Here is a 21,143-nt window from a genome sequence, read left to right on the forward strand (position 1 = left end):
CGCCCCGCCGAATCCGCGAAGGACCAGGACGTGACCCCGCGTGCAAGCCATGGCGTTGCGGCGGGGGCGCCGGCCGACGCGGCACGCCGCCGACGCCTACGCGCCGCGGATGCGGCGCTCACCGCGTTCGCACGCGGATGCGGCGTCGCGATCATCGTCATGCTCGTGGCCCTGATCGCCGTGCTGACAGTGAACTCAGTCCCCAGCATCCGAAGGTTCGGGTGGTCGTTCATCGTGTCCAGCGAGTGGCGGCCGAACGAGATCGAGCGGCCCTTGCGGGATGAAGCCGGCCGGCCCGTCATCGAGGACGGCGAGGTCGTGACAGAGGTGGTCCGTCCTTCGTTCGGCGCCCTCCCGGTGATCGTCGGCACGGCCGTCAGCTCGCTGCTGGCGATCGCTGTTGCGGTGCCACTGAGCCTGGGGGCCGCCTTGTTCCTGGTGAGGGTGGCGCCGCGCCTGAGAATCGCGGGGATTCTCTCGTTCCTCGTCGAGTTCCTCGCGGCGATACCGAGCATCGCGTACGGCATCTGGGGCCTGTTTGTCCTCGCTCCATTCCTGCAGCAGCACTTGGAGCCGGCGATCCGCCGCGTGCTCGGCGGCGTGCCCGGGTTTCACTGGCTGTTCTTCGAGTCAGTGACCATCGGAAATACGGTGGTTGAGCGCGAGATCCCGCTGACGGGGCGCGACATGCTCTGCGGCGGCCTGATCCTCGGGATCATGATCCTTCCCATCATCACGGCGGTCTCCCGGGATGTGCTTCGGGCCGTTCCCAAGGCCCAGATCGAGGGAACGGTCGCCATGGGGGCCACGTGGTGGCAGTCGAGCGCCGGCATGCTCCGGTACAGCCGGAGCGGGTTGTTCGGCGCCGTCATGCTCGGCCTGGCCCGCGCTGCCGGTGAGACGATGGCCGTGACGATGGTGATCGGCAACAGCAACCGGATTTCGGCGTCCTTGTTTGCCCCGGCTCAGACCATGTCCAGCCTGATCGCCAACGAGTTCGCCGAGGCGAGCGATCTGCACCGCTCGGCGCTGCTCGAAATCGCGATCATCCTCTTGATCATGTCGCTGATCCTGAACATCGTTGCCCGCTGGTTTGTGGTCGGCGGCTCCGCGCGGACCGCCGCCGCGCACTGACTCCCCATGGCCCATACCGTCAAGGAACTCGTCCGTCGGAACGCGAGCAACGCGATGTTCGCGGCGTGCGCGGCGTGCGCGCTGGCGATCGTGGTGACGCTCGGGCTGGTCGTCGGGTACCTTGTCTCGATCGGGGGCGGCGCGCTGACACTCGATTTCTTCACGAAGGTGCCGTCGGGCGATGTCGCGGACCCGGGCGGCATGAAGAGCGCGGTTCTCGGGACGCTTGTGCTGGTCGGCATGGCCGCCGTCGTCGGGGTGCCGATGGGGATGGGCGCGGGGATCTACCTGTCGGAGTACGCGAGCGACCGGTGGCTGGTCCCGCCGGTGCGGTTCATCTCGGATGTGCTGACGGGGGTGCCCAGCATCGTCGTCGGCATCCTGGGGTACGAGTTGGTCGTTGTCCCGATGGGGAGCTACAGCGGATGGGCGGGAGCGGCGGCGCTCGCCTTTATCATGGTCCCGATCGTCGCCCGCACTACGGAAGAGATGCTGCGGCTCGTGCCCGACAGCTACCGCGCCGCGTCGTATGCCCTGGGCGCCAACAAGGCGCAGACCATCGCGAAGGTGGTGCTGCCGGCGGGAACCGGCAGTCTCGTGACAGGGATCATGCTTGCTCTCGCGCGGGTGGCCGGCGAGACCGCACCGCTGCTGTTTACCGCACTCGGGACCCGGCTGGATACCCTGGATCCGAGCAGGCCGTTCCCCTCGTTGACGGTGCAGATCTATACCTACGCGACAGGGCCATACCCTGAACAGAAGAAGCTCGCGTGGGCCGGTATTTTGGTCCTTGTTGCCATGCTGTTCGTGCTCAACGTGTCGATCCGCTACGTCACCGCCCGGTCAGTTCGAAGGAGAATGATGTGAGCAGGATCGGCGAACCCTCGATTCGGCCGCCGCGGGAGTCCACGGCGACGCCCCCGGCCCGGGAAGGGACGCCGGCTCAGCCCGGGCGTCCGGCTCGCCCTGAGCGTCCAACGATCGATCTTTCGAATGCGGCAGCCGCCACCTCGCGGCGGACCTATTCAGTCCTCGAGGCGATCCGAGCGGATCAGCCGCATTCGCCCGCTATACACCCGGAGGTGCTGGCGGTTGATCCGGTACTCGAGGTTCGCGATTTTTCGCTCTACTACGGGCAGCACAAGGCGCTGCACTCGGTTCGGCTCGTCGTGCCGCGCGGCCGCGTCACCGCGCTCATCGGACCATCGGGCTGCGGCAAGTCCACCTTGCTCCGGTCGGTCAATCGGCTGAACGACCTCGTCGACGGTGTTCGAACCGAGGGGGACATCATCGTTCGCGGCCGCGGCATCTACGGCCCGGGGGTTGATGTCATCGATCTCCGGCGGCGGATGGGGATGGTGTTTCAGAAGTCGAATCCGTTCCCGATGTCCATCTTCGAGAACGTCGTGTACGGGCTGCGGATCCACGGTGAACGGCGGAAGCGGGTATTGGAGGAGGCGTGCGAGCGGAGCCTCCGGGCCGCGGCGCTCTGGGATGAAGCGAAGGATCGGCTGCACCAGTCGGCGCTCGGGATGTCGGGCGGTCAGCAGCAGCGGCTGTGCATCGCGAGGGCTATCGCCGCTGAACCAGAGGTGCTGCTGATGGACGAGCCGTGTTCCGCGCTCGATCCGATCGCGACCCTCCGGATCGAAGAACTGATCGACGAGATCAGCACCCGCTACACCGTCCTGATCGTGACGCACAACATGCAGCAGGCGGCGCGGGTGAGCGACTACACGGCGTTCATGTATCTCGGCCGGCTGGTCGAGTTTGGACCGACCGATCACGTCTTCCAGACTCCATCCCTTCCAGAAACTGAACAGTACATCACGGGCCGGTTCGGCTGAGCCGTCAATTGCCGGGCGGAGGGTGGTTTGGATCGGAGCAGACGAACACCGCTCTCGCCGCGTCCGGAACATGCCGATCGATGGGTCTATCATCGCGATACGGTGCCGCCAGGCACCCGTGACCATGCCTCCAGGCAGACTCGACCCTGACGAGGGATTCGGATGAGTGCGGCCCCATCGACCTCTCCGCGACCAGTTTCGCCCGCGATCAACGGTTGGAACGGCGCATTTCTCGAAGCCCAATACGAACAGTACAAGGCCGATCCGGAGTCCGTTCCTGCGGACCTTCGGTCGTTTTTCCAGGGGTTTGACCTGGCGATGGCCCGGTCGTCCGGCGGCGCGGCCGGGCCGGAGTTAGCGGGGACTCGCCCCGAGGCGACGCTCCACTTTCAGAACGCGGTCACCAACCTGATCGACGCCTACCGCCGGCGTGCGCACATCTGTGCCAGGCTCGATCCCTTTGGGCGGACCAGAGAGCGGCCCATCGGGATCTCACTTGCCCAGCACAACCTGCGGGAGCAGGATCTTGACCGGCCCGTTGATGCCTCGGGGCTTCCGCTGCCGGCCGGGTCGACCCTCCGCGGCGTGGTCGCCTTCCTGGAGAAGACCTACTGCCGGAGCATCGGCGCCGAGTTCATGCACGTCTCGGATCAGGCCGAGCGGCAGTGGCTTATCGAGCGGTTCGAGCGCGATGGCGGCACGATCCCGCTGACCCGTGGCGAGCGGGTGCACATCCTCGAACAACTCACCCGCGCCGAGATGTTCGAGAAGTTCCTCGGCAAGCGGTACCCCACGGAGAAGCGGTTCAGCCTGGAGGGCGGCGAGTCGCTCATCGTCCTGCTCGACCGGGCGATCGAGGCGGGCGGCGAACTGGGCGTCGAGGAGGTCGTGATGGGGATGCCCCACCGCGGCCGTCTGAACGTGCTGAACAACACGCTCGGCAAGACCTACGAGCAGATCTTTACCGAGTTTGAGGACAACTTCGACTCGGGCGACATCGACGGCGGCGGCGATGTGAAGTACCACCGTGGCTATTCCGGCGAGCGGCATCTGCGCACCGGCAAGGTCGTCCACCTCGCGATGGCGAGCAACCCGAGCCACCTCGAGAGCGTCAACGGCGTGGTCGAGGGGCGGTGCCGGGCCAAGCAGCGCCTGCGGGTCGATACCGAGCGACGGCGGGTCATCCCGCTGCTCATCCACGGCGACGCCGCGGTCATCGCCCAGGGTGTGGTGGCGGAGGTGCTGAACTTCTCCCAGCTCGAGGGCTACACGACGGGCGGAACGATTCACGCGGTCTTGAACAACCTGATCGGGTTCACAACCGGGCCCGAGGATGCCAGGTCCAGCCGGTACTGCACCGACCTGGCGCTGAGCATCGAGGCGCCCGTCTTCCACGTGAACGGCGAGGACCCGGAGGCGGTCGTAGCGTGCGCCCAGATCGCCGCGGAGTACCGCCAGCGGTTCCGCAAGGATGTCTTCATCGACATGTGGTGCTTCCGGCGCTACGGCCACAACGAGACCGACGAGCCCTCGTTTACCCAGCCCATACTGGCCGATCTGATCAAGCAGAAGCGGGGCGTGCTCACGGAGTACACCGAGCGTCTGCTCGCGGATGGCGTGATCACCCAGGTCGACATCGAGACCAACACCAAGCGGATCGACATGGTTCTCGAGCAAGCCCAGGCCGCGACCAAGCTCAAGCCGACCGCGCCCGTGATCGATCCTGGTTCCAAGAGGTGGGCCGGCGTGAGCCGCCTGTACTCGTTTGCTCCGGTCAAGACGGCCGTCGGCATGGACGCGATCAAGGAGGTCTGCGCCGCGCTCGGGCGGGTCCCCGATGGCTTCAACCTGAACCCGAAACTCAAGAAGCTCCTCGACGAGCGGGCCGCGATCCCCACGGCCGGGATGGTCTCGTACGCGGATGCGGAGTCGCTCGCGTTCGGGACACTGCTGCTCGACGGGCACGGGGTACGGGTGAGCGGGCAGGACAGCCGGCGTGGCACCTTCAGCCACCGGCACGCCGTGCTGCGGGACTGCAAGTCCGGAGCGACGTTCACGCCGCTCAACAGCATGCGGCCGATGGCCGGCAGGCCGGATGACGCCGGGAAGCCCGGCGAGGACGGCCTGCTGACCCAGGGCAAGCTCTGCGTCTATGACAGCCCGCTCTCCGAGTTCGCGGTCATGGCATTCGACTACGGGTACTCGCTGGCGGATCCGAGGATGCTGGTGTGCTGGGAGGCGCAGTTCGGCGACTTCTGCAACGGCGCCCAGATCATCATCGACCAGTACCTCGCTGCCGCCGAGCTGAAGTGGGAGCGGTGGTCCGGCCTGGTGCTGCTGCTTCCCCACGGCTACGAGGGCGCGGGCCCCGAGCACTCGTCGGCCCGGCTCGAGCGCTTCCTGCTGCTCTGCTCGAACGACAACATGGAAGTGGTCTACCCGGCCAGCGCGGCGCAGCTCTTCCACATGTTCCGCCGCCACCTCAAACAAGCCTTCCGCAAGCCGCTTGTCGTCATGACGCCCAAGAGCATGCTCCGCGACCAGGCGTACGCGAGCCCGCTGAGCGAACTGCTCAACGGCTCGTTCCATGAGCTGGTGGACGACCCCGCGTTCGACGGCAAGGCCGATCGGCGAGGGGTCAAGCGGGTGCTGCTCTGCTCCGGCAAGGTCGGCCACGAACTCACCGCGCGGCGTGCGGCGCTGGGCCGGACAGATACCGCGGTTGTCCGCGTTGACCAGTTGTACCCGTTCCACACCGATCTTGCGAAGACCATCCTCGCCTCCTACCCCAACGCTGTGGAGCACGCCTGGGTCCAGGAGGAGCCACGCAATATCGGGGCGTTCCACGCCATGTTTGATGTGTTCCGCACCCGCCTTGGGATCGATCTCGGGTACATCGGGCGAGAGGAGAGCGCCTCTCCCGCCGTGGGCTCCAAGCACAAGCACAAGGAGCAGCAGGAGGACCTGATCTCCGAAGCGATCGGTCCTCTCCCGGCCCCGGGGACCAAGCCGAATCCTGCCAACGGCATGGCCGCCGCCGTAGGACCCGCACCCAAGAAGACGGCTTCCCGCGCGTGATCCTCAGCGGGCCATTCGGTCGTTCACAGTCTGACCATTACTCCGCCGACGACGAGCACCACGTTCCAGTCGGTCACTGACCCCCAAGACCACATGCCGACCAACATCATCATCCCCGAGATGGGCGAGTCCGTCCGCACCGGCGTTGTCGCCAGTTGGCTGAAGAAGCCCGGTGAGTACGTGAACCGCGACGATCCGGTCATGGAGCTGGAGACCGACAAGATCACCATGGAGGTGCGAGCCCCGGTCGCGGGAGCTCTGACCCCGCTGGCAAGCGTCGGCGAAACGGTTCCGGTCGGCGCAGTGGTTGGGCGCATCGACGAGAGTGATCGGCCCCCGGCCGCGAACGGGAAGTCAGCCGCGGCCCCCGTCGAGGCGTCGGCGAAACCCGCCCCGGCCCCCGCGGCTCCCCCCGCCCAACAGCCGGCCGTCGCGACAGCCTCCGAGGTTCGGGCGACGCCCTTGGCCCGTAAGGTGGCCGAGCAGCACGCCGTGGACCTGGCGAAGGTCAAGGGCACCGGCGCCGGCGGTCGGATTCGCGAGCAGGACGTCATGGCGGCAATTGACTCAAAGGAATCGAGCCCGGCTGCTGCACCGCCCATCGACGCCCGCGCGGCGTCGGGCACCCCCTCGCCGGCATCCACGGCTGGCGCCGGCACCAAGTCGGCCCGCCGCGAGCGGATGAGTCCGCTCCGGCAGCGGATCGCCGCGCGGCTTGTCGAGGCCCAGCACACCGCGGCGATGCTCACCACCTTCAACGAGGTGGACATGACGGCCGTGATGGACCTCCGGAAGAAGTACAAAGAGGCCTTCGAGAAGAAGCACGGCATCGGGCTGGGGTTCATGCCCTTCTTTGTCAAGGCGGTGGTGCAGGCGCTGCGTGCGTTCCCCGCGGTCAACGCGTCCATCGTTCAGGGTGACGGCGGTGCGGAGGTTGAGTACCACGATTACTGCGACATCGCCGTGGCGGTCGGGACTCCCAAGGGACTCGTCGTGCCGGTGCTGCGGGGGTGCGAGTCGCTCTCGTTTGCGGCTATCGAGTCGGGGGTGAAGGACCTTGCGACCCGCGCCCGCGACGGCAAGCTCTCGCTCGATGACCTGCAGGGGGGGACGTTCACCATCACCAATGGCGGGATCTACGGTTCGCTGATGTCGACGCCGATCCTCAATCCGCCACAGTCCGGCATTCTCGGGATGCACGCGATCAAGAGCCGCGCCGTGGAGCACCCCTCCAAGCCGGGCGAGGTGGCGATCCGCCCGATGATGTACCTCGCGCTCTCCTACGACCACCGGCTGATCGACGGTTCCGAGGCCGTGCAGTTCCTTGTCACGGTCAAGAACGCGATCGAACAACCCGAGCGGCTGCTGCTTGAAGTCTGATCGCATGCACGACATCTTCAACGCGGCCAAGCCGGTGATTGGGATGGTCCATGTTCAGGCTCTGCCGGGCTCTCCCGGTTCGGGCTTGTCCATCGATCGCCTCGCGGCCAACGCCGCCGACGAGGCCTCGCTCTTGGCCGCGGCCGGATTCGACGGACTGATCATCGAGAACATGCACGATCGGCCGTATGTCCACGCCGACCACGGGCCCGAGATCGTCGCGGCGATGACGGCCGTCGGGCTGCGGGTGCGAGAGGCCTGGGCCCGGGGGACATCCCGCCGCGCACCGAGCGGTCGACGGGGGCTGCCAATCGGCGTCCAGGTCCTCAGCGGTGGGCATCGCGAGGCCCTGGCGATCGCCCTGGCGATCGGCGGTTCGTTCATCCGTGCGGAGAACTTCGTGTTCGCCCACGTCGCCGATGAAGGGCTACATGAACGAGCGGTCGCGGGGCCGCTCCTTCGATACCGTCGCACGATCGGCGCCGACGACGTGCGGATCTTCTGCGATATCAAGAAGAAGCACGCGTCCCACGCGATCACCGGCGATGTGTCGATCGGCGAGACCGCGAAGGCCGCCGAGTTCTTCGGGGCCGACGGCGTGATCGTGACGGGCGCCTCCACCGGTGAGCCGACCGCATTGGAAGACGTTGCGGAGGCCCGTCAGGGCTCGTCGATTCCTGTCATCGTCGGCTCCGGCGTGACGCCCGAGACCGTTGCGCCGCTGCTCGACTATGCCGATGCGCTGATCGTTGGATCTTCGATCAAGCGCGGCGGGCTCTGGTCCAACCCGATCGATCCCGGACGCGCCGCTGCGGTCGTCGCCGCCGTCAAGGCTTGCCGCCCCCGCCGGCCTACCCCGGCACGGGCAGGGCGTCGGTGATCTCGCGCAGCACGGCCGAGACCTGACCATCATCGGTCGAGCCGGAGATGGTGTCCCTCGCGATGACGCGGTGGGAGCAGACGGGGATGATGTTGTCGACGATGTCGTCCGGAATGACATAATCGCGCCCGTGGAGGACCGCAGTCGCACGGGCTGCTTGCGCCAAGGCCAGCGACCCCCTGGGGGACATGCCAAGCGAGAGTTCGGGGCTTCGCCGCGTCTCGGCCGCGAGCGACACGATGTAGTCCGCCAGCGATCGATCCAGCCGCGCGTGGTCGACTTCGACTTGGAGCGCCAGGACCGACTGGCTGTCCATGATGGGCAGGAGGCCGGCGAGCGCATGGTCAGCGGGGCGCAGATCCAGCACTCGCGCCTCCTCGTCGGCGGTGGGATACCCGAGGCTGAGCCTCATGAGGAACCGGTCGAGCTGGTTCTCAGGCAGCGGGTAGGTGCCGTCGAATCCTGAGGGGTTCTGAGTGGCGACCACCATGAACGGGGGCTCGAGCCGGTGGGTGCGTCCGTCGACCGTGACCGAGCCTTCGTTCATGGCCTCAAGAAGCGCGGTCTGGGTCCGCGGCGGAGTCCGGTTGATCTCGTCCGCAAGCACGATATTGGCGAACAGGGGGCCGCGGACGAACTCGAACGCCTGCGTCTGCCGGCTGAGAACGGTCGTGCCAACGATGTCGGCGGGCAGCATGTCGGGGGTCAACTGGATCCGCGAGAACCCGCAGTTGATGCTCCGGGCCAGGGCATGGGCCAGAAGTGTCTTGCCGACCCCGGGCACATCCTCGATCAGCACGTGCCCGCGTGCGAGCAGGCAGCACAACAGCCGGTCAACCGCACGCGGGTTCCCAAGAAAAACCCGGGCGATGTTGGCCCGCAGACGCTCCACAAGACCGGCCGCGGCATCAAGTCCGGCCCGCGAACCGGTTCCATTCACGTTTGGGGGGGAGGTATGCACGCTGGATTGTTCGCTCCTGGCCACTTCGTGTTCCCTGTCCCGTTACTCTAAGGGGCATGGAGGTCCCGGACCGGGAATCTGAGCCGCGATCGGGCAGCCCCCTGGCAGCCAGTCTGGGCAGCCAGCTTGGGGGTGATTTGCCGTGTGTCGTCTGCGGGTACAACCTGCGCGGGGTATCGATCCGCTCGGTCTGCCCCGAATGCGGGACGGGGGTACGGGCGACGATTCTGGCCGTTGTGGACCCGCACGCGACTGAGCTGCAACCGATCGCCTGGCCGCGTGCGATGACGATCGGCCTTGTGATGTGGTCGGCATCGGCCCTGCTGGCTGCGTTGCTCGGCTGGATCCCGCATGCGAGCCAGCTGTTGGCCGGTGCGATCGATCGGCCTGCCCTGGAGATCCAGTCAAGCGAACTCACCGGGCTCATGGGGTTGTGCGTGGTCCTTTCCGGGATCGGTGCGATCGCTTTCGTTCGTCCGCACCGAGGGCTGGCGAGGCGGCACATCGCGGCCGCCGCGTTCGCCGTGGCGCTGTACATCCCGTTGGCGTGGGTTGTCATTACCCTGTGCGAGGTCGATTCCGCGAGGACGGGCCGTTACCTGACGAACTGGCAGCCGGATCCGTCCCGTTTGGTGTGGCGCATCGTGATGGCTGTTCTGATCGCGGCGATCTCGCTGGGTCTGCGTCCGAACGCGAGGGCCCTTGTCGCCCGTTCGCTGGTGTTGAGGTCGGGCCGCGTGGATCGTCAGACCCTGTTCGCCCTCGCGGCCGCGGCGCTCCTGGCTGGGGGCGGCGACGTCGTTGCATACCTGTCGCTCTCGTGGTCCGGCGCGGTGGCCGAGACGATGCGGCTCTTCGCCATCATTCTCATCGTTCTGGGGTCTTCGCTGCTGACGCTCGGTCTCGCCGGGGCTCTGGTCGATTGTGTCCGCATGGGAAGGGCCATCATCCGGCCGGGACCATCGATTCATGACGTGCTGGCCAGCGGCAAGCCGCGGGCGCCCGAGCCGCCGGGCGGGGCGGCCACGATCTGACCAGTCCATTGCCATGCACGAACACGCCCGCGAACATTTCGACCGCATCCTGGAGGACGCCATCGACTCCCTTCCCCCGCAGTTTCAGGGGATGCTGCAGGAGGTCTCGATTGTCGCTCTCGATCACCCCACGCCCGAGATGATCGATGTGCTGAGACGGGAGGGGACGATTGGGCCGGACGATCGTGGCGACGACCTGTGCGGATTGCACACCGGCACCGCACGGACGGAGCGGTCAATCGACATCGAGGGAGGGCGGCTGCCGGACCAGATCCACATCTTCCGAGAGGGGATCACTGCCCTTGCCCTGAGCACTGACGACCAAGACGGGGACTGGCGCGTCTGGGAGCGGGCGGTGCTGGCGGGGCAGAGCGGTGACCTGGACGACGACGTCTACGAGGAGGCGAGGATCACGCTGCTCCACGAGATCGGTCACCACTTCGGGCTGGATGAATCGGACTTGGACGACCTGGGTTACGCGTGACCGCAGCGGCCGCTAGACCGTCTCGATTTCCTTCGTCTTGGAGTTGATCGCGTCGTCGGTCGCCGTCTCGTACTTCTTCAGAAGGTCCTGGATTTCCTTCTTCAGGGTCTCAATCTCGTCTTCGGGGACGTGCTTGGCCGGGTTCTTCCCGAGGGCTTCCGCGTGCTTGTTGGCATCGCGCCTGGCGTTGCGGATAGAGATCTTCGTCTCTTCGCCGAGTTTCTTGCAGTGGGCGATGAGCTGCTTGCGGCGATCACCGGAGAGCGGCGGCACGTTCAGGCGGATCTGCTTGCCGTCGACCATCGGCGTGAGCCCCAGCCCCGAGGCCTCGATCGCCCGCTTCATCTCGTTGATCGCCCCGGCATCAAAGGGCCGGAGCAGGAGCTGGGTCGGCTCAGGCACCGAGATCGCCGCGATCGCCTTCATGTCGGTCATCGTCCCGTAGTAGTCGACTTTGATGTACTCGACCAGCGCCGCGGACGCCCGCCCGGTCCGCATCCCTTTGAGCTCTTTCTTGAGGTAGTCGACCGCCTTGGTCATCGATTCTTCGGTTTCCAGCAGAATAGTGTCGGGATCGGACATGGTGTGCTTCTCTGGAGGGTCAAAGCCTGACGGTCGCGACGCAGCAAAGGATATGGGCGAACTCCCGCCCCGTATACCTCCCCGATCAGTTGGTGACGAGCGTCCCGACGGCCGGGGCGTCGGGCGTCCCCTCGGTGATCGCGCGGCGGATGTTCCCGCACGCCTTGAAGTCGAACACCAGGACCGGGATGTGGTTCTCGCGGCACATCGCGATCGCCTGCATGTCCATCACTCCGAGCCGGCGCTCAATCGCCTCGTCGAACGTCAGACGGTCGTACCGACGGGCCGATGGAGTCGTCTTGGGATCGGCGGTGTAGACGCCGTCCACCTTGGTCGCCTTCATCAGCAACTGGCATTCGAGCTCGGTGGCCCGGAGGGCGGCGCAGGTATCCGTGGTGCAGAAGGGATTGCCGGTACCGGCGACCAGGATCACGACGCGGTTCTTTTCGAGGTGCCGCAGGGCCCGGCCGCGGATGAACGGCTCGGCCACCGCGCGAATGTCGATAGCGGACATGACCCTCGATGCAACCCCGATGTGCAGCAGGGCCTCCTTCAGGGCCAGCCCGTTCATGACTGTCGCGAGCATCCCCATGTAGTCCGCGGTCGCCTGGTGGATGTGGGCGGCCTTTGCGAACTTCGCCCCGCGGACAAAGTTGCCGCCCCCGACCACGACGGCAAGCTGGGTGCCTGTCTCCCAGGCCGCCTTGACTTCGGAAGCGATCAACTCCAGTTCAGCGGGATCGATCCCCTGTCCCCCGGGAGGGCAGAAGGCCTCTCCGCTCAGCTTGAGGAGGACGCGGCGGAAGGTGGGGGTGTGGGATTGGGCCATTGGCGCTCCGGTTGCATGATCGCTTGTTTGCCCAGCCTAGCCCCCGCATGCAACCGGAGGCAACCGATAGAGTAGAGTGTTCCATACGCGGTCCGAACTTGATAGCCGTGATATCGAACCCGGTCAGTGGCCGGTGCGAACAGTGGTGAGGTGGCTGGGGAGTTGAGAGGATCGCGCGCACGCCTCCCGTGGCGGGTTGCCGTGCGGCCTTTCGGAATGCCAATGCCGTTGAGACCGGCGGCCGGTCCGACCGATCTACAAGGACGCCATGCCCAGTTCGCAGCCAGCATCCCTCGGCGCCAGACCAGCCGCCCCCAGGCAGGCTGGTCCCCCTCACGCGATCGGCACAGCGGCCGAGGAGCCGGGTGTTCCGCAGCCAACAAAGAACTTCTCGCTGACTCGATTCCTGTTCCGTGGCTCGGTGGTCGGGACCGTGGCGTCCGTGCTGGTGCACCTTTGCTTTGTCCTTATTTCCGCCATTCTGCTCTTCGAGGTCGCCCGGGGTGGCAGCCTGGGGGGGCGCACCGGCGGGGATGTCACGATCACGATGGAGACCGGCGCAGAACTGGGCCAACTCCCCGGGAGCACGATCGAGGTCGGGACGCCCAGTATCGGCGAGATCAAGTCCGGCGACGACCTCCCGGCAGGGCCGGCCCTTGGGGGCCTTTCGGATTCGGCCGAGCCGGGCGCCGGCCTTGGCGGCAACCTTGGCGACATCGCCGGGCTCCGCGGCGGGGGCGATGCCATCGGTGACGGCGACGGGCTTGGCGGCGGCGGGGCGGGCGGTGGCTCGGCCAAGTTCTTCGGTGTTGAGGCGAAGGGCTCGCGGTTCGCGTACGTCTGCGATGTTTCCGGTTCGATGTCGGACGCCGGGAAACTGGCGTTCCTGAAAGAGGAGCTTGCAGAGTCCATCAGTTCCATGATGGAGCACATGAGTTTCGCGGTCTGCCCGTTTTCCTCCGAGGCGTTCATGCTGGGTGGGCGCGCGAAATGGACCGTTGCTTCGGACGAGGGCAAGCGGTGGGCGCTGGCCAAGATCGGAGACCTCTCCGCCCAGGGGGGGACCAACCCCGGGCCCGCGTTCGAGATGATCTTTGAAATGAAACCGCGGCCGGAAGCGATCTACTTCATGACCGATGGGCTCTTTGACGCCTCGGTCGCCCAGCAACTGGCGTGGCTTAACCGGGGGAGCAGGCGGATCCCGATCCACTGCATCGCCTTCGTCAGCAGGGATTCCGAGCTTACGATGAAGGACATCGCCGAGCGGTCCGGCGGGACGTACACGTTCATCGAGGGTCCGCGACGGAAATGAGACGCCTCAGCCGAGCATCGGCCCTCTCGCTCATGCTGGCGCTGTGCCCCGCTGTCGGCGCCCAGGTTGAGATCCGCGGCGAACCTGCGGCGCGTCGGGCTGTCGTTGAGCAGGTCGGCGTCGAGGGCGTGCTGATCCGCCCCGAGGGAATGTCGGCCGCCGGCGTTCCGGTGCTGGCGGGTTGGGATCGCGTCCGCAGCGTCTCTGGAGCGATGTCCACCGCGGCCGTGCCGTTCCTGCCGATCGCGGATGCCGCATTTCGGGCCCGTACCAGGCTTGAGCGGGGCGATATCCCCGCCGCGGCGCCCTTGTTCGAGCAGTTATACCTCGCCTATCAAGCGGGGAAGGGGCCGACCGCGGCGGTGGTTGCCGAGGGAACACTCCGGTGCAGGCTCTCCAAGGGTGAAACGGCCGAGGCCGTGTGGCCCTGGCTGTCATGGATCGACGCCCGAAAGCCTGCCGCAGACGAACTCCGCGCGGATTGGATCGGCGGCACTCTTGATCGAGCGGCCCTCGCCGACGACGGCACGGACCTGGTTCCCGCGCTGGCGCCGATCTTCCTGCCCGACGAACGCACGGCCGCTCTTCGCGACGATCCGCGGTGGTCCCGGTTTGAATCCGGGGACCGCGTTGTGACGGCTCTCGCGATGCTGTACCAGGCCGCCGCGACTGAGGCGATGAAGGGATCGCCCGTGTCGGTGGCCCCGGCGATTCGCGCCGCCGGCGAACACGCTGGGGTGCGATTCGTCGCCGAAATTGTCAAGGCGGTGTCCGCGGATGCGGGCGAGCGCCGCGAGGCCCGAGTGCTCCTCACCGAGCGAATGAACGGAGTCTGGCTGGGGGCCGATGTCAGGCCGGCGCGCGCGGCATGGATCGAGGCGTGGTGCCGAGCCGGGATCGGCCGGTCGCTGCTCAAGGAGCCGGACATCGATGACCGCCGGCGCGGCGTGATCGAACTGCTGCACGTTCCGGCCCGGTTCGGCGATATCCAGCCGCGTCTTGCCGCCGTAGCGCTCGCCCTTGCCGCGGAGGAGATGCACCTGTCAGGGGACGATACCGCCGCGGCGTCCATCGTCTTTGAACTTCGAGGGCGATTCCCGCGAGACCCCGCGGCCGGGTGGGAAGGCCTCGCCGCAATCCCACAGCCCACGGAGGGGCGGCCGCCACGGTAGACATGACCCGCCGCACCGATCCAACTCCAGGGGTCCGCGGAACCGGGCGGTGGCACGCGCTGGTGGTGGCCGGCACGCTGTCGCTGCTCGCGGGCACGCCGAGCACAATCGCACAAGCGGACGCCGAATCGGAGATCACCTCCCGGGGATCGCCGGATGCCGCGGTGGAGGGATACCTCGATCGGCTCGGGCTTCGCGAGCTTCTCGCCTCCCAGTTGTCGGATCGACTGCGTCAGACCGGCGGCGATGAGCGAAAGAAGATCGCCGACCGGCTCTCGGCCATCTACGTGGAGCTGTTGACGTCGGCGCCCACCGACGAGGCAAGGCGGGGATTCGAGGCGAAGGCGAGGGAACTCCTTCGGCTCGTCCCTGAGGCAGACTCCTACGAACTCCGGATCAACCTTTCCCGGGCCTCCTACCTGCATGCCGAGGAGATCGCGGAGCGGGCCCGGCTGCGGCTGACGACTCCCGAGGAAAACAGCGAAGCGGACAAGACTCTGCGGACGGCGCGGGCCGAGTTCCTCGACGTCGCCACCAAGACGCATGCGCGGGTGGAGTTGCTCGAGCGCCAGGAACAGGCCGGGCGGGAGTCCGAACAACTCTCCCGCGAACTCGCCGAGGCGCGGCGACTGCGCTCTCTTGCCTTCTACTTCGCCGGGTGGACCGACTATTACCTTGCGTTCCTATCCACCGGTGAACCGGCCGTGAGGCAGGCGTCGGATGCGATGCGTTCGTTCGGGTGGCTGCTCAACTCCCGCGGCGGCAACACGGCCTCGCTCGAGCGAGTGCAGCCGGAGATGTTCAAGTACGAGCACATTGCACGGGCCGCGCTGGGGTGCGCCCTGGCTTCGGGGATCCGCGGCAATGATGTGGAAGCGATGCGGTGGCTCCGGGCCTTGTCGGAGGCTCCCTCGCTGCCACCGTCGGTTCGCGATCAACTCTTCCTTCGCCGCCTTTCGGTGCTCGGCGAGGCGAAGCGGTGGAGCGATCTGGACGTTGAGGTGCGGCGGGAGCGCAAGTCCGACCGCGACGGCGGCGGCGCTGGCGTCATTCCGCTCCAGGCTCCGGCCGCGCGGCTCCTGGCCGTGCTGACGCTCGAGGCCGATCGGAGGATCGTCGGTGATGTGCTGGATCGGCTCTCGCGGATCGCGCTCGCGGATCTGACCGCTCGGGGCGAGATCGGCCAGGTGCTCGATCTCGTGCAGCGGTACGGGACCGCCCCGATTGGCGAGAACGGGTTTATCGTCAACTTTGTCCGCGGCGTTCAGACCTACGAGCAGGCACGCTCCGAGCATAAGGAAGCCGCTCCCACCAGCGCCGAAGAGCCGTGCACCGTAGACGCGATCGTCACCAAGTACAAACAAGCGGCCGCGCTGCTGGAGGCGGGGCTGCGGCAGCCGGACGCTGGGGCGTTCGGCGCGGAGCGGGCACGGGCGGCGAGGTACCTGGGGTTGTCGCTCTTCTACGCCGGAGAGTTCCAGGCGGCCGCTGATCGATTCCTCGAAGCATCCCGCGACTCTTCGCTTCGGGACGACGCCGAGGAGTCCATGTGGCTGGCGATCTCGGCGTTGGACCGCGCCGCAAGGCTCGGCGCCGTCGGCGCGGCCACTCGACGAGACGAGGCCGCGGCCCTGTTCCTGCAGACCTACGGGGACTCGGACCGTTCGGCGCGGCTGCTGAACGCCCTCGGCACGTCCGGGATCATCAGCGAAGAGGCGGCGATCCGGATACTCCTTGGTGTGCCGAGATCATCACCGTCGTACGACACCTCGCGCCGGCAGGCGGCCCGATTGCTTTACGCCGCGTACCGCGCGGCAGCCGCGGACACGAGGGACTTCGCGGCGGTGCGGTTCCTGTCGGTTGCCGAGGAGCTGCTGGCCGCGGAGAAGAGGGCGGCGTTCGAAGCACCGGACGCCGACAAGGCCGCCGCGGCGGAGAAGGTCGTTACGCGTGCCCGTCAGATCCTGGACGCTTCGCTCAGCACCGGCACGGTCGACGCCGCGAGGGCTGCCGCGGCGTTTGACGCAATCGAGGAGGTCTCCGATCGGTCCAGCGTTGACCTCGCACCTACCAAGGCGGAACTCCTGTACCGGCGGATGCAGCTCGCGCTCCGCACCGGCGACCCCGCGCAGGCGCGAGCCACCCTTCAATCGCTGCGAGAGGCTGGCGGTCCGTACGCCGAGGCCGGCGACCGGCTCCTCTATCTTGAGGCCGTGAGGGCGTGGAGAAGGGACCCGGCGGATGGCGATGCCCGCGAGTCCGTCATCGAACTCGGTTCGCGGATCATCGACGTGCTTGGCGCACCGGAAAAGGCGCTGAAGGAGCCGGGGGCGCTCGCGCTGTACGCCACCGTCGCCGAGGCCGCGGCCGCCGAGTTCGCTGAGTCCGGCGAGACGAGCGCCCGATCGCTGGCGATCCGGCTCGACAGGGAGATCCTGCAGGTCGAGCCCCGGGCCGAGGGGCCGCTCCGCCGCCTCGCAGTGAGTGCGGAGGCGACGGGTGATTCCACGACCGCGCTGGAGTGCTGGATCACGCTCGCCGCGGGGCTCAAGCCCGCATCGGATCCCTGGTTCGAGGCACGGTACAACACGATCCGACTGCTACTCACCGTGGACCCAGCCAAGGGTGGCGATGCGTTCCGGCAGCACAAGGCGCTGTACCCGGAGTTGGCGCCGGATCCCTGGCGGTCCAGGTTCCAGGCGCTGCAAGCCCGTATCCCGCCGCCCGCGGCCCCGGTGGGAGAGACGCCGTGACGACTCGACCACCCAACTCCGGCTTCGCCGGGCCTCGGCCCCCGCCGATCGAGAAGTACCTGGATTCCGAGGCGCTGCAACGCGGCCCCTTCGGGTTGCTGGGAGTGACGCCGGATGCGTGCTCGGACGAGCATCTTGTGGCCGCGGTGCAGCGGCAACTGGCACGAGTCGATGCGCACCCCGAGGCCGAGTCGGCGGAAGCCCAGAAGGTGCGGCACGCGATCTACGCCGCCGCAGCGGCTCTGAGGGATCCGTACCAGAGAGCTGAACTCGTCAGCGCCTGGGCTGGGCCGCCACGCAGTGCTCCCGCCGCGCCGCTCCCTCGGCCGCGTGTCGAGCCCGTGCACGAGCCGGAGCCTCAGTGGCGGGAGGATCGTGCTACAACCCGCGCGGTGTATCCAATCATTGGAATGGCAGTGGGGGGGTTGTTCTTTCTGGCCGCCCTGCTGGCGCTGCTGCTGCTGGCGAGCGGGAACCCGGCCGGAACAAGTCCCGCAGGTACAACGACCACGACGCCGGCAGCCCCGGCATCACCGCCGGCCTCTACGCCGACCGCCCCAACTCTCATCCCGGCTTCGGCTCCTTCACCAAGCGTTTCCGCGCCGGGAGCCCCGGCACCCCGCGTGCCGACGGCCTTTGTCGATGCGCCCGCGGCCGTTCGAGGGCTCAAGGCTGCGGCAGATTCTGTCCGCAAGAACCCGGAGGAATCGCTAGCCGTCGTCGAGGCAGCAATAGGACCGATTGGGAGCGGTTGGCCGCGCCTGGATCAGGCACGCCAGCGCGTAGCGGTCGGCGCGATCGTCGAGATTCTCTACGCCCTCGCAAGTTCCACTGAGGCCAGCGATCGGCTCATCACGGCGATCGCGGCGGGGGTGGCACCGCTCGCGGCCGGCCGCCCGCTGTCGCCCGATGAGGTCTGGCCGGCTGCGTGGTCCGCGGGGATGCTCTGCCGCCTCTCGCAGGAGCGGGTTCTGAGCACCGCACTCTCGGCGCGGATCGAGCAGGCGCTGGATGACGCTCTCGGGCCGGAGCGGCCTCGCCGTGAGGCAACGTTCGAGGCCGGAGCGATCGCCGCGCTCCAGCGGATGCCCGAGTGGCTGCTGGCACCCGCAGATGGGAACCGCAGCGCCGCGGACACGACGGCCGCGTGCAACGCCTGGGCCGACGCGGTCGCGGCGCTTGTTTCCGACGGTGATGTCGAACGGTTCCTCGTCGACGGGCTCGAGCGGGTGCTGCTCAACAGCCCGGAGCCCGACGCCGACCCCAGCGCATTCGCCGCGATCCAGTCCCTTGCGGTGCAGATCAAGTGGCGCCGCGGCGGCCCTGCTCGCACACGCCTGCTCGACTGGTTCCGCGACCAGCGGGTCTCCGTGGCCGACCTGTACGTGCTCACCACCGCGCTCGCCACCGCCTCCTCGGCGGAGAGCGTCGTGGCCACCATGGTCCTCCCGTCCTCCGCGTCCTTTGTCGACCGAGAGAAGCTCCGCACGCAATACGCGGGAGCATGGAATGTCGCGGAGGCAGCCGGTGGCACCAAGGCGACACGCGACTGGACGCTTGCAGTCACCGATATCCTGCAGCGGACGGTCCGCCCCTCGAACGATATCGAAGCGCTGGCCGGTGCTGTCGAACTCGCGCGGCTCAATCTCGCCGCGAGGCTGCTCTGGCAGGGAGATCCCGCCGGCGCCGCGGACCAGTTCAGCCGTGTCGGTCAGTACCTGGACCTGGCGCCGGATCCGAGCCGCACGCCCGGCAAGATCGCGGTCGCGTCGTCTCGCGGTGGCACGGACGGGCAGTGGGCGGTGTCGTACCTCGCCGCCGGAATGAACATCCCCGTCCGAATGGAGCGCCTGGAAGAACTCCAGCGTGGCAGCGGGGGGGCTCTTGGGGTTGTGGACGCCGAAGTCCTGGCCGAGGCGGCCTGCTTCGCGCCCGGGGGCGAAGGAAAAGTGCGGCACGCCGCCCAGGGCGCCGCGGCCAAGTTCGCAAGCCTGCCGACCATGACCGCCGCCATGCTGGAGGTCCTCCCAAGGGCGCCGCGGATCGAGTCGGTCTCCGAACTGATTTCCAAGGTCTCCGGCCGGTCCCTGCCGCCCACTTCCGATCCGGCGTGGAGCCTTGCTGCACGTCGAGCCCTGGTCGAGCGGCTGATCGAACAACTCGCCTCAGGAGGCGCCGGGATCTCAGTCAATGTCGACCGGCTCGCCAACGCGCTTGCCCGCACCTATGAGCCCGGAGAGTTCGGGCCGTCGGACGAGGACGAGACGCATCCGATCACCACCTCCGGGCCCGAGGCGCTCTGGCGATCATTGCATGCCGAGGCCGAACGCCTCGTCCCGAACCTCCAGTTCCCGATGTCGCTCGAACAGATCGACAACCGACGCGCGGGTCGGCGGGCCCTCGCATCGGGCCCCGTACAGGCTTGGGCCGCCGAGCAGGTGAGCGTTGCGGAGGTCTTTGCTTACGTCACGGTCGGCGAGCGATCAAGCCGCGCGCCCACGGTCGCCCTGATCTTGGAGGACATGACCACCAGGCGTCGAGAGGCACGGCACATCTTCGAGCAGATCCACGCCTCCGAGCGGGCGATGCTCCGGCTCTGGCTCCTTCGCTTGGGACAGGAGAGCGCATGGACGGGATCCTGAGACCGCCCCTACTCCAGCTCGTGCTCATTGCGGCCGCATGCGGTCTGCCCGCGACGATCGCGCCCGCCGCGCCTCCGGCCACGCCGCCCTCTTCCGAGCACAAGCTCCCGTCCGTTCCTGTCACCGATCTCGCCGGCCGACTGGCCGCTCTGAGCCCCGATGATCCGATGCCGTACTTCCTGCTCGGTGAGGAGGTGCTGTCCGAGTCGCTGGGCCGCAGATCCGAGCCGAACCAGGCGGGACTGTCGCTGGCCCGTCGGCTCTTCATCCTGTCCTACTCGCTCGACCAGCGACTCCCCAAGCCCCGGCAGGCCCGGCTTGGCCCGAGCGCCTGCTTGGCCCTTGCCGCGAGCGTGACCGACGACGCCCAACGCCGCTGGCTCTGGGCCCTCGCACGCTCGATGGACCCGGCCATCGCCAAGGCGGACCGCAGCCAGGGCGACCCGGCGGTCGATGCGGTGCGTGAAGACGTGGCCCTCGACCTGTGCACCGCCTTGGGTTTCATGCGAGCCGGCGAAGGCCGCCGTGCCGAGGCCGTCCTCCGACGGCCGGGCGTCTCGGAACTCCTGGACCGCTACGACGCCATGATCAGCCCGATGGAGATCCGCGGCGGGGCCGACCTCGTCCGGCGCCTTATCGCCCAGTGGCCAAGTTGCCCCGAGTGCAAGAACCGACGCGTTGTCAACCGCCCGGGCGACCCCAACGGCCGGCCGGTCCTCTGCCTGAACTGCGGCGGCAACCCCGGTCCTCGGTTCTCCGATGACGAACTGCTCGCACAACTCCGGCTAGAGTCCGCCCTGCTGAGCGGCATCCAGCGCTCGTGGGCCGCCCAGGTTGTCGTCGACCGCGGCGCCCCCCTTCGCGACCTGGGCCCGGCGGAGTTGGCCCCGGCCTTCGGCGTCGATCCGGCGCTCTGCATCTTCCGCGACGGCCAGTGGACCGCCCCCGCAGCCCCGGCCGCGGACGCACCCGAGGCGAATCCGGCCGCTGCCCCGCCACCAACTCCCCCCGCCGCAGCGCCCGCCAGCACCCCAGTTCAGTCCAGTGACTAAACT

At 67.8% G+C, this 21,143-nt stretch carries 16 protein-coding genes; 13 read left to right on the top strand and 3 right to left on the bottom strand.

The features are described from left to right. Nucleotides 1-30: 30 nt before the first annotated feature. From pstC to KF745_10105, 6 genes are all read left to right on the top strand, one after another. Nucleotides 31-1,134: a phosphate ABC transporter permease subunit PstC gene (gene pstC, locus KF745_10080; GenBank protein ID MBX3358766.1), complete on the top strand. Its 1,104-nt coding sequence runs from the start codon at nucleotides 31-33 to the stop codon at nucleotides 1,132-1,134. A 6-nt stretch (nucleotides 1,135-1,140) separates the two neighbouring features. Then, entirely contained in the window at nucleotides 1,141-2,001 is an 861-nt protein-coding gene (gene pstA / locus KF745_10085) for a phosphate ABC transporter permease PstA (GenBank protein MBX3358767.1), read from the top strand. 218 nt (nucleotides 2,002-2,219) lie between these two features. Beyond that, the gene (gene pstB, locus KF745_10090; protein ID MBX3358768.1) at nucleotides 2,220-2,981 is read left to right on the top strand and encodes a phosphate ABC transporter ATP-binding protein; all 762 of its coding nucleotides are present in this window, start codon (nucleotides 2,220-2,222) and stop codon (nucleotides 2,979-2,981) included. A gap of 162 nt (nucleotides 2,982-3,143) precedes the next feature. Then, on the top strand, nucleotides 3,144-6,059 hold the full coding sequence (locus tag KF745_10095; protein ID MBX3358769.1) for a 2-oxoglutarate dehydrogenase E1 component: 2,916 nt from the start codon (nucleotides 3,144-3,146) through the stop codon (nucleotides 6,057-6,059). 93 nt (nucleotides 6,060-6,152) lie between these two features. Then, nucleotides 6,153-7,439, top strand: a complete 1,287-nt coding sequence (gene odhB / locus KF745_10100; GenBank protein ID MBX3358770.1) for a 2-oxoglutarate dehydrogenase complex dihydrolipoyllysine-residue succinyltransferase — start codon at nucleotides 6,153-6,155, stop codon at nucleotides 7,437-7,439. A gap of 4 nt (nucleotides 7,440-7,443) precedes the next feature. Next, nucleotides 7,444-8,319 (top strand): BtpA/SgcQ family protein, encoded by an 876-nt coding sequence (locus KF745_10105; protein ID MBX3358771.1) that lies wholly within the window; start codon nucleotides 7,444-7,446, stop codon nucleotides 8,317-8,319. Here KF745_10105 and KF745_10110 read toward each other — a convergent pair. After that, on the bottom strand, nucleotides 8,291-9,280 hold the full coding sequence (locus tag KF745_10110) for a MoxR family ATPase (GenBank protein MBX3358772.1): 990 nt from the start codon (nucleotides 9,278-9,280) through the stop codon (nucleotides 8,291-8,293). The two genes, KF745_10105 and KF745_10110, sit on opposite strands and share 29 nt — an antisense overlap. A gap of 56 nt (nucleotides 9,281-9,336) precedes the next feature. On the opposite strand from KF745_10110, the gene KF745_10115 reads away from it, so the two are divergent. Together KF745_10115 and KF745_10120 are read left to right on the top strand one after the other, a co-directional pair. Continuing rightward, complete coding sequence (locus KF745_10115; protein ID MBX3358773.1) at nucleotides 9,337-10,314, top strand: hypothetical protein; 978 nt, start codon at nucleotides 9,337-9,339, stop codon at nucleotides 10,312-10,314. Nucleotides 10,315-10,327: 13 nt separating this feature from the next. Continuing rightward, entirely contained in the window at nucleotides 10,328-10,798 is a 471-nt protein-coding gene (locus KF745_10120) for a metallopeptidase family protein (protein ID MBX3358774.1), read from the top strand. A gap of 12 nt (nucleotides 10,799-10,810) precedes the next feature. On the opposite strand, the gene frr is transcribed toward KF745_10120, so the two are convergent. Together frr and pyrH are read right to left on the bottom strand one after the other, a co-directional pair. After that, complete coding sequence (frr, locus tag KF745_10125; GenBank protein MBX3358775.1) at nucleotides 10,811-11,380, bottom strand: ribosome recycling factor; 570 nt, start codon at nucleotides 11,378-11,380, stop codon at nucleotides 10,811-10,813. An 85-nt stretch (nucleotides 11,381-11,465) separates the two neighbouring features. Beyond that, a complete protein-coding gene (pyrH, locus tag KF745_10130) occupies nucleotides 11,466-12,209 on the bottom strand; it encodes a UMP kinase (protein MBX3358776.1) in 744 nt (247 codons plus the stop codon). A gap of 268 nt (nucleotides 12,210-12,477) precedes the next feature. Between pyrH and KF745_10135 the strand changes: the two genes are divergently transcribed. From KF745_10135 to KF745_10155, 5 genes are read left to right on the top strand one after another with little or no spacing between them, the layout of a single operon-like run. Next, a complete protein-coding gene (locus KF745_10135) occupies nucleotides 12,478-13,521 on the top strand; it encodes a hypothetical protein (protein MBX3358777.1) in 1,044 nt (347 codons plus the stop codon). Further along, on the top strand, nucleotides 13,518-14,693 hold the full coding sequence (locus KF745_10140) for a hypothetical protein (protein ID MBX3358778.1): 1,176 nt from the start codon (nucleotides 13,518-13,520) through the stop codon (nucleotides 14,691-14,693). Before KF745_10135 ends, KF745_10140 begins: the two co-directional genes overlap by 4 nt. Before the next feature lie 2 nt (nucleotides 14,694-14,695). Further along, a complete protein-coding gene (locus KF745_10145) occupies nucleotides 14,696-17,446 on the top strand; it encodes a hypothetical protein (GenBank protein ID MBX3358779.1) in 2,751 nt (916 codons plus the stop codon). Continuing rightward, on the top strand, nucleotides 17,443-20,088 hold the full coding sequence (locus KF745_10150; protein ID MBX3358780.1) for a hypothetical protein: 2,646 nt from the start codon (nucleotides 17,443-17,445) through the stop codon (nucleotides 20,086-20,088). Before KF745_10145 ends, KF745_10150 begins: the two co-directional genes overlap by 4 nt. After that, a complete protein-coding gene (locus KF745_10155) occupies nucleotides 20,073-21,140 on the top strand; it encodes a hypothetical protein (protein MBX3358781.1) in 1,068 nt (355 codons plus the stop codon). Before KF745_10150 ends, KF745_10155 begins: the two co-directional genes overlap by 16 nt. Nucleotides 21,141-21,143 lie beyond the last annotated feature (3 nt).

It is taken from the genome of Phycisphaeraceae bacterium (genome assembly GCA_019636655.1).
GTDB lineage: Bacteria > Planctomycetota > Phycisphaerae > Phycisphaerales > UBA1924 > JAHBXB01.